This window comes from Myxococcus llanfairpwllgwyngyllgogerychwyrndrobwllllantysiliogogogochensis, assembly GCF_006636215.1.
GTDB classification, from domain to species: Bacteria; Myxococcota; Myxococcia; order Myxococcales; family Myxococcaceae; genus Myxococcus; species Myxococcus llanfairpwllgwyngyllgogerychwyrndrobwllllantysiliogogogochensis.
In genome coordinates this window covers 22,853-32,507 of the sequence record NZ_VIFM01000119.1, presented here as the reverse complement: position 1 = coordinate 32,507, position 9,655 = coordinate 22,853, and the positions used below count along the sequence as shown (strand labels likewise).

Below are 9,655 nucleotides of genomic sequence, written 5' to 3'. Positions count from 1 at the left end.
CCCCTGACCTGCTCCCCACCCGCACCCGCGGCATGACCGGGCCCAAGGCACCCGCCGGCTCGGAAGGCGAGGGAGCCCACGTCCCGCCCCCAGACGCAGGCAACGTCGCCGCATCTCCGAACGACTCCAATAACGCCATTCAGATACACATGAATCCAAACAACCAAGACAGCGCGACTCCAACGGAGCCCCCAAGTCTCGTCCCGGAACGCCGTACCGGCGAGCCGAGAAGTTCGGCTCCGGCTGTTCATGGCAGCCAGGGTCCGCATGCACCCGTGAAACTGACACAGCCCGCCATGAACTCACTTCTGGCACCCGGCTGGTAGGAATCACCCAAGACCCACCGGAATGAAACGCCTCTCATCCCAGAGAAAGTCTCGCTCGCGGCGCCCCCCACTCCGAGCCTCCAGAAGCCCTCCTCTGGAGGTCATCCCGCACCCGCGCACAGGGGTCCACGCCGCCCTATCACAACTACATTTAAATCATATTTTTCGTATATTTCGGATCATTTGCATTATACGGAGAATACGTGTTTCCTCGCACGCCCAGTACCGCCCCGCAACGGGCGGCTGACCCGCAGCGCAGGAGCACGACATGTCCGTAGGTGCATACCGAAGGCGGCTGTTCCAGGCGGTGGTTTTCACGGCGACCCTCACGGGGTCCACGGCGCTGGCAGTGGCGCCGGAGTCCCACGAAGGCGAGCGGAACTTCGATGCCCGCGCCGCCTACAATGCGCAGGCGCGGTTCGGCTTCTCGACGGCCCAGAAGGCGCACGTCGCGGCGCTGCGCCAGAGCATCCCGGATCTGCTGGTGGAAGTGGACGAGACGAACGGCCTGGTCCGCTCGCTCACCAACCCCGTGGGCGCGCTCTCCGGCCCCAGCAGCGGTGACCCGATGGCCATCGCGCTGGACTTCGTCCAGAAGCACCACGAGGCGCTCGGCCTGGGACTCAATGACCTGGCGAACCTCGAAGTCACCGACCGCGTCTTCTCGGAGGTCAGCGGCGCCACGCACCTGCACCTGCGCCAGACGTTCAAGGGCCTGCCCGTCTACAACGCGCAGCTGCAGATCAACATCGGCAAGGACGGCAGCGTCCTGGGCGTCCACAGCGACTTCCTGCCCTCCATCGAGAGCGCCATCGCTGGCGTGGAGCCGCGCCTGAGCGCTGGCGAGGCCGTCGCGGGCCTGGCCCGGCATCTGGGTGTGCGCCTGCCGACCGCCCCTCGTTCGCTGAAGCCCGAGTCCGGTGTGAAGCGCCGCACGGGCGTGGAAGTGGACGGCCTGTCGCGCGAGCCCATCGTCGCGGAGCTGGCCGTGCTGCCCATGCGCCGTGGCGAGGCGCGGCTGGTGTGGCACTTCCAGGTCTACACCCTGGACTCGCAGCACGACTACGACGTGACGGTGGACGCCGGCACGGGCGAGGTGTTGACGCGCTTTGACTGGGTGGCCGCGGATTCCTACAAGGTCTATCCGGTGCCCGTGGAGAGCCCCAATCACACCACGCCGCTGCCCTTCGCGGATGGCCGTGTGACGGTGACCAACCCCGCCAACACCACCGCTTCACCCTACGGCTGGCACGACACCAACGGGGTCGCTGGCGCGGAGTACACGACGACGCGCGGCAACAACGTCCACGCGTACGAGGACCGCGACGCCAACAACGCCCCGCCCGCGACCCAGCCCGCTTGCGGCGCGGCGCTCAACTGCGTCTTCACCATCAACCTCGCTGGCGCCCCGTCCACGTACATCTCGGCGGCCGTCACCAACCTGTTCTACTGGAACAACATCATCCACGACGTGCAGTACCAGTACGGCTTCAACGAAGTGGCCGGCAACTTCCAGCAGAACAACTACGGCCGCGGCGGCGCGGGCAACGACTACGTCCAGGCCGAGGCGCAGGACGGCGGCGGCACCAACAACGCCAACTTCTCCACGCCCGCGGACGGCAGCCGCCCGCGCATGCAGATGTACGTCTGGACGGCGCCGAACCCGGACAAGGACGGCGACCTGGACAGCGGCATCATCGTCCACGAGTTCGGCCATGGCATCTCCAACCGCCTCGTCGGTGGCCCCAGCAACGTGTCGTGCCTCAGCAACCGGCAGCAGCCGGGCGAGGGCATCAGCGACTTCCTCTCGCTGTTCTACACGGCGCGCGTCGGCGACACGGCGAACAAGATTCGCGGCGTGGGCACCTACGCGCTGAACCAGGCCCCCGACGGCAACGGCATCCGCACGCAGCCGTACACGCTGAACTCCACGCTCAACACCTGGACGTACGCGAGCATCAACGGCATGGCCGTTCCGCACGGCGTGGGCTCCGTCTTCGCCCAGGCGATGTGGGAGGCCTACTGGGCCCTGGTGACGCAGTGGGGCTTCGACGCCAACCTGTACAACGCCACTGGCAACGCCGGTAACCAGCGCATGATGCTGTACTTCACGGAGGGCCTGAAGCGCACGGCCTGCAGCCCCACCTTCACCCAGGTGCGTGACGGCATCATCAACGCGGCCGCCACCCTGCACGGTGGCGAGGACGTGTGCCGGCTGTGGAAGGCGTTCGCCGCCTACGGCCTGGGCTACAACGCGGTCTCCGGCGGCTCGACCAGCACCACGCCGACCAACGGCTTCACGCTGCCCTCCACCTGCCCCGCGGCCCTCGACGGTGAGACGCGCCTGTAATTCCTGACACACCGACGCACCGGACCGGGGGCTTCCTCTCACGAGGGGCCCCCGGTTTGTTTTTGTGCGCGGCGACGGACGACAACAACCGGGTGACACTTGCGAACGTCACCGGTGTTTCGTGGGAAGCCCCACACCCCGGAGACATTCCCATGGTTCCCACGCGTTTTGTCGCGTGTCTCGCCGGTGCCTTCGCACTCGGCGGACTGACGCATTGCACCCCGGCGGCCCCGGAGCAGGACGAAGTCGACGTCGAGGTGAATCCCATCTCCCAGACGGCCGAGGCCCAGGCCGCCCTGCACCACGACCCCCGCGGAAGGAAGCTGTTCAGCGAGGCCTTCCCGAACACCAATGGGCGCTCTTGCGCCACCTGCCATGTCTTCGAGGACAGCACGGCCCTGCGGCCCGAGAACGTCCAGGCCCGTCTCGCCTCGAATCCAACGGACCCGCTGTTCAACCGCATCGATGCGGATGACCCGAACGCGGCGGTCCCCACGTACGAACATCTGAAGAGAGGGCTTGTCCGCGTCGTCCTTCCCCTGCCCGCCAACATGGACGTCATCGACGCCCAGGGACACATCGTCACCCCCGCCGACCGGAAGATCGCCGTCTGGAGAGGCGTGCCGAGCATCCAGGACATCGCCATCTCCGGCCCCTTCTTCCAACTGGACGGCCGAGAGTCGAACCTGGAGGACCAGGCCCAGGCCGCCATCACCAGCCACAGCGAGGGAGCCGCCGTGCCGCGCTCCCAGCTGCGCCAGGTGGCGGACTTCCAACGTGGAGAGTTCACGTCGGCCCGCGCGCGGTTCGTCGCCGACTTGAGCAGCGCGGGGGTTCCGCTCGCTCGGATTCCCCTCCCCGAGGACTTCATGTGGCTGACGCCCGAGGAGCGACGGGGGCGCGAGGTCTTCAAGGTCGGCTGCGAGCCCTGCCACGGCGGTGCGACGCTGAGCCGGATTTCAACCCCGGCGATGCGAGAGGTCGCCTCCCAGTTCCCGGTGACGAAGGCCGATGGCAACGTGTTGTTCACCCATGTCCCCGGCGTGGGGCCCGTGCCCGTACAGGGCCAGCGCTCGACGCCAGACATCCTGAACATCGGGTTCTCGGGCTTCTCCTACCTGGGACAGATTGGCCAGTTCCCCATGCTGTACAACGCGAGCATCGAGCTGCCGCGCTATCGGTTCCGCTTCTATACGGACGGCACGCGCCAGCAGCAGGTGACGGACCTTCCGCCCAACCCCGTGACGGCCAGCGGAGAGCCGTATGACCCGATTCCGGCGGTGGACGAGAGCGGAGCACCCATCGTCGGGCCCAACCTCTTCCCGCAGTGGTTCTCCACGGACCCTGGCCGGGCGCTCGTCACCGGCAACCCCCTGGACTTCGAGGCCTTCGACATCCCCACGCTGCGCGGCGTCGCGCGAACGGCGCCCTACTATCACGACAACAGCCTCGAGAATCTCGAGGACGTCGTCGACATCTACAGCCAGTTCGTCCTGGCCTTCACGGCGCCCCTGAACCTGCCGCCCGTTCATCCGCCGGAGACTCCAGGCGGGCTCCCCGAGTCCCTCAGCCCCGCGCAGAAACAGGACCTGCTCCGCTTCCTCCAGCGACTCTGAAGTCCCACCGCGACGCGGTGAACCCGGGCGAGGGGCGCGGCACGATGCGCGTGTGCCGCGTCCCCCGGCGTCGACGTGAGGTCAGGCCCTCGAATGCACCCTCAGCACGACGGCGTCAGTTGATAGACGCGCACGTCCAGGCTCTCGCCCACGTTGACCTGGCACTGATTGCCCGGACAGGAGACAGGGGCCAGGGAGGGACTGGTGGACGTCGTCATGCCGACCCACTCCGAGACATTGAAGCCACAGCCGTTCCGGGCCAGCGGCATGTTCAGTGTGGGGAGGGGCCCCACGGTGTGCAACATCAGGGTGTTGTCGGAGGCCTCGACGACGGCGTCCACGCAACTCCCACCGCTGGTGCAGGAGAAGACGTGGACCCCCGCGTCCCGTGCCACGTCTCGCAGCACCGACGTCGGCAGGCCGGGGACCGCGGCGAAGCCGACCTTGTAGCTCCCGGAGCCGTCCGAGACCCGCTTGACGGCGAAGGCCACCTCTCCGCTGTTCACATAGCGGGAGAGCATGCGGGAGTCGATGCAGTTCACTGCCGAGGCATTGGGACAGAGCACGCCCCCGGTGGCGCCCACGTCGATGCGGTATTGGAGCTCGAAGCTCCCCATCGACAGAGGGGCTCCCAGTCCATTGTCGGGGTACTCACGCCCATCGATGTACGAGGCGGCGGCGAAAGCCGACGTGGTGGCTCGCCGCGACACCGGCATCCCCAGGGCGCTCGAGACGTTGCTGTCCGCGGCGTTGCCGCTGCCGTCAATCACTCCGGGCGCGTAGAGGTAGAGGAGCGTGCGCCCGCTGCCCGCGAGCTTCTGCTGGATGATTTGCTTGTCGGACTCCGTCAGCTTGTAGGCGTCCAGGAAGATGGCCAGCCGGAGGTTGGACGTATCGAGCGTCGCGAGGTCGGAAAGGAGGTAGTGCCGGGCTGGTGCTCCGACGCGGGAGAGCGCTTCAATCTGCCCCGTCATGCTGGCCGTCGTGAATGGGAAGGCCTTGGCGCCCCCCAGCCCGTCGAGCGGATAATGCGCCACGGACTGCTCATCCACGAAGACGGCGATCTGCGGCGAATACGCGCTCCCCGTGCTCACCACGGACGAGGCCACCGTGCTGGTGTTCTTGAGGGTGTTCCAGAGCGAGGTCGTCTCCGCGGTCTGGTCCGGATTCCCGAACCAACCCTTGGCGGGCAGGTCGAAGTAGTAGAGCCCCATGCCATGGATGGCCGCCGTGAGGCCATCGCGCACCACCAGCCGATTGGTCTCCACGATGTTGGTGGCATGCCGCCAGTCGTCGACCTCCGCGAAGTGCGTCCGGCTGTCGTCCTCGAACTCGAAGTGCTTCCCGCTCTTGGTAATCGCCTCGATGGAGACCTGCGGCGAGAAGCCGAAGCCGAGCCTGCGTGAGAGTTCGTAGGAGAAGGGAGAGGCGAGGATGTCGATGTTCGGGTCGCGCAACAGGGTGGCGAGCCCGTGGTGGAAAGAGAACGCCCGGCGCGCAGTGAGGCCATAGGAATAGCCGTAGAAGATCTTGTTCAACGCCTTGCCGCCCGTCACCTGCTTCACCCGGGCCGCGAGCCGGGAGATGGCGGCGACCAGGTTGTCCACCTCGGCGCGGGACGCCTGGACGGCCGCGGCCTTCGTGCTCCCCGCCAGGAAGATGCCGAAGTTCTCCGACATCCGATTCGTGAGGGTGGCGGCGGGACTGCCGGAGTCGTCTTGAAAGAAGAAACTCGACGTGTGGAGCGGCTCCCAAGGGAATTTCGCTGTCGGGTCCTTGCCCGTGACGTAGAGGGGCGAGAAGAAGAACTCTCCCCCAGAGAGGTAGGTGAAGGTCATTCCAATCACCCGCCCCCGGGTCTCCGGCTCGGCCTCCAGCAGGTTGGCGACCGTGCCGATCTCCACCTCCCGGGACAGAATCCACGACTCGTTGATGCGCTTGTAGGGCTTCCTGAACTTGCCGTCGGCGGAAGCGTCGCAGAGGGCATTGGCGTCGAAGCGGGCCCCCTGGTTGTTGTAGAGCGCCATGTACGTCGGGGAGAGGAAGTCCTCTCCGTCCACGCAGGTAAAGGCGCTCTCCTCATAGTCATAGAGGTCGAACCGGATGATGAGGTACGGGTCGAACCCCGGGTAGGCCTCCCGGACCTTCTTGAGCCGGGCGCCCAGTCGTTGGACCGCGGGCGTGCCCCGGTAGGCGATGGCGGCCACCTCGACGATGAAGCGCGTGCCAAAGGCCTGTGTCCTCGCCAGCTCGGCGAGCTGGGTGTCGATGATGGCATCCTCCGCCAGGCAGTCGTCCAGACGACACGACTGGAGGTTGAACGCGTGGTGCAGCGGGCTGAGCACCTGGCCGTTGACGGAGATGCGCTTGCCTCCGTTGACGGTGACGATGGTGGCGGCGGGGCCCGTCCAATTCGACGTCGAGAACGTATAGGTGGCGCTGACCGGCGTGCTGCTGGTGAAGCCCGCGCGGCAGGCGATGGCGCGGACCGTCCTCGTCGTGTCCACCGTGAAGGGCGCCGTATACGTGAGCGAGGGGGCGCCACAGACGGGCGAGCTTCCATCCTGGGTGTAGTAGAGCGTCGCGCCAGGGGTCGTGGTCGTCAGCGTCACGCTCCGCGCGCTGCTGTAGATCCCTCCCGGTGGCGAGAACTGGGGCGGCGCGGCGACGAAGCTGTACTGGGCCGAAATAACGGGACTCTGCGTCATGCCGCTCTTGCAGGCGATGGCCTGGACGGTGGTCGCCGAGGAGAGCGCGAAGGGCGTGCCGTAGAGGTTCCCACCGCCACACGTCGGAGCCGAGCCGTTGAGCGTGTAGTAGATGCTCGCCGAGCTGGTGCCGGAGGTCAGCGCCACGTTGATGGGGCTGGCATGGGTGCCTCCCGACGGGGACAGGACGGGAGCCTGCGCCGTCGCGACGGTGGGCACGGTCGGCGTTCCGGCGACCTGGTCCGAGACATCCGTGCCGGACAACATGGCATACACATACAGGGGCTGACCCTGGAACTGGGCGAGGACCGAATCTGACAGGCGAATCTTGAAGCGGTGTCGGGCCAGCGTGGTGTTGCAAATGGAGCTCACCGCGGGCTCGGAAGCGATGTCCGCCAGCCCCCCGTAGAAGATGGTTCCCGTGGTCCAGGGCCCGCCCGCGTAGACGTTCAGCTCGACGGACTGGTTGATGCCATACGCGCAGGTCCATCCTTCCAGGTAATAGCCATCACTCCGCAAGTACACTCCCTCGACGGAGCCCTTGACCTGTCCATTGTAGGGAGCCGCGGGGATGGAGATGTTTCCCGAGCCCGGGACGAGGTTGTTGATGCCGTGGGCGGCCAGATGCGCATGCGCATAGAGCGGCTTCCCCGCGTGCTGCTTGAGCAGATACTGGGGGAGCTGGAACCGGAAGCGGTGCCGGTTGAGGGTGCTGCCACAGGCCGTGGACACCCCCGGCTCCGACAGCACATCCGCCCGGGTGCCGCCCAGCATCGTGCCCGTGGGCCAGGGCGCTCCGGCGTACACGTCGACGTCGACCGACTCGGAGAACCCGTACGCACACGCCCACCCCTCCACGAAGTAGGTCGTGCCCCTCCAATACACGCCCTCGAGATTGCCTCTCACGTCATTGCTCGCCAGCACATCCATGGCGAGCAGGAAGAGTGTGACAGCGATGAGGCGCTGGATTGATCGACGCATGCGGGCCCTCCCGGCTTTCTGTCGATTTACGTGCTTTCCAGCTATTGACGCAAGTTGGGGGGGAAGTCCTCCACGACAGGGCGCTGTGCCGCGTTGGGCGATGGAGGCACCCCCAGCACATGTTCACGTGCGCCAGGAATCTGCCCTGGCTCAAGGGAGCCTGAAGACCCGCAGGTTCTCTTCACCCCTGCGCACGTAGACGAGGGCGTGGTGCGTCGCCAGGTAGAAGAAGCGGTTCTTGACCAGCTCGTGCCACCCGCCGAAGGCCCCCGCTTCGTACTCGGGGGCCTCGCGCAGCGTGAGGGCCACCGGGTCGACCTCGTAGGTCCGGTACTCGAAGCTCCCATCGCCATCGCGGTCATACCGGAACGCGGCGATGTAGCGATTGAGCGGAGGCACGTAGGCGAACACCTGTCCCTCGAAGTATTCGGGGTAGCAGCGCGCACGCACCAGGTCGCTCGTGAGCTTCAGCTCGCCCCACTTCGTCGTGTCCAGGTCGTAGGTGATCAGTCGGGGAAAGTGCACGTGCGACTCCTCGTGCCCTGGAGCCGGGAAGCTCACCAGCGTGCGCCCCACCCTGGCCATCTGCGCGAAGAACCAGGTGGGAGGCGTGATGACCTCCCACTTCCAGGACTTGTCCGCGGTTCCGAACGACCACCACCGCGAATAGTTGCCGTTCTCCGTGGGGCCAAACACATAACGGCCCGCCACCTCGTCCCAGAACGTCCACCCGGCCGCGCCACCGTAACCCGTCTCTCCATTGTAGGAGGCACCCGGGGTGTTGAACGGGTTGTGGCGCGTCCACTTGCGCGTCGTCAGGCTGTAACGCCACATGCGCCGGACGCCAAAGGCAACCTCATCGAGGTCCGGGTTGTAGACGAGTCCGTTGTAGGTATGACGGGCCGTGGGGTTGCCTGTCGAGGCAGCGGGCCGGGCCGGGTCGAAGAACTCGTCCCCGGTGACGTCGCTGTCCGGATGCAACCTGGCGTACTCCGAGGCGGGTGGATAGCTGCTGTATGTGTTCCCCCAGGGAACCTCCGCCCAGTTCGCCGAGTGGTCCGGGAGCTGCTCGATGCTCCAGCGCATCTTCGCCATGTCGAAGCGGTAGATGCCGTTGTTGGAGCTGTCCGCGTGGCCCCCACCGAAGGCCCACCAACGCGCGCGCGGCCCATCCAACGCGACCCCCGAGTATGCGTTGATGACCCCGGCGATTCCCTGCGAGCCGAGGTCCCGGAAGCCAGGAAGCGCCGCCTTGACCTCCGCATCGAGCGTGGTGAGCGGAGTCCCCGCGACTTCAATCCACCGGTCCTTCGGGACGAGCGCCCACGACACCTCGTTCACGAGCCCCGTCGCGTCACGCCCCGGCGTCCACACGTTGCCCACCAACGTGCCGGTCTCCGTGCCATGGCCCCAGGTGAACTCGGGAGGAGGCTGCTGCCCGCCATCCGGTGAAGTCGTCCCGCCGTCGGGCTGCGGCCCTCCTCCATCCGGTGACGTCGTCCCGCCGTCGGGCTGCGGCCCTCCTCCATCCGGTGACGTCGTCCCGCCGTCGGGTGAGGGTTGCTCCCCAGGAGAGGGGTCCGACGAGTCGCATCCCGCGACGACGAGTGAGAGCGACACGAAGAGAATCCAAGGAGACAAACGTCGGCTCAGACGGCCCGTGGTCATGCACTG

At 66.7% G+C, this 9,655-nt stretch carries 4 protein-coding genes; 2 read left to right on the top strand and 2 right to left on the bottom strand.

What is annotated here, in order from left to right; genetic code table 11:
* The first annotated feature begins 594 nt into the window (after positions 1–594).
* Positions 595–2,676 carry a M36 family metallopeptidase gene (locus FJV41_RS26605; protein WP_141645362.1) on the top strand — a complete coding sequence of 694 codons (2,082 nt, stop codon included), beginning with the start codon at positions 595–597 and terminating at the stop codon, positions 2,674–2,676.
* 152 nt (positions 2,677–2,828) lie between these two features.
* Positions 2,829–4,292 carry a cytochrome-c peroxidase gene (locus tag FJV41_RS26600; protein WP_141645361.1) on the top strand — a complete coding sequence of 488 codons (1,464 nt, stop codon included), beginning with the start codon at positions 2,829–2,831 and terminating at the stop codon, positions 4,290–4,292.
* A gap of 101 nt (positions 4,293–4,393) precedes the next feature.
* Here the strand turns inward: FJV41_RS26600 and FJV41_RS26595 are convergent, their stop codons facing one another.
* Both FJV41_RS26595 and FJV41_RS26590 read right to left on the bottom strand, forming a co-directional pair.
* Entirely contained in the window at positions 4,394–7,981 is a 3,588-nt protein-coding gene (locus tag FJV41_RS26595; RefSeq protein ID WP_141645360.1) for a chitobiase/beta-hexosaminidase C-terminal domain-containing protein, read from the bottom strand.
* A gap of 150 nt (positions 7,982–8,131) precedes the next feature.
* Entirely contained in the window at positions 8,132–9,649 is a 1,518-nt protein-coding gene (locus tag FJV41_RS26590) for a hypothetical protein (protein WP_141645359.1), read from the bottom strand.
* Between the last annotated feature and the right edge of the window lie 6 nt (positions 9,650–9,655).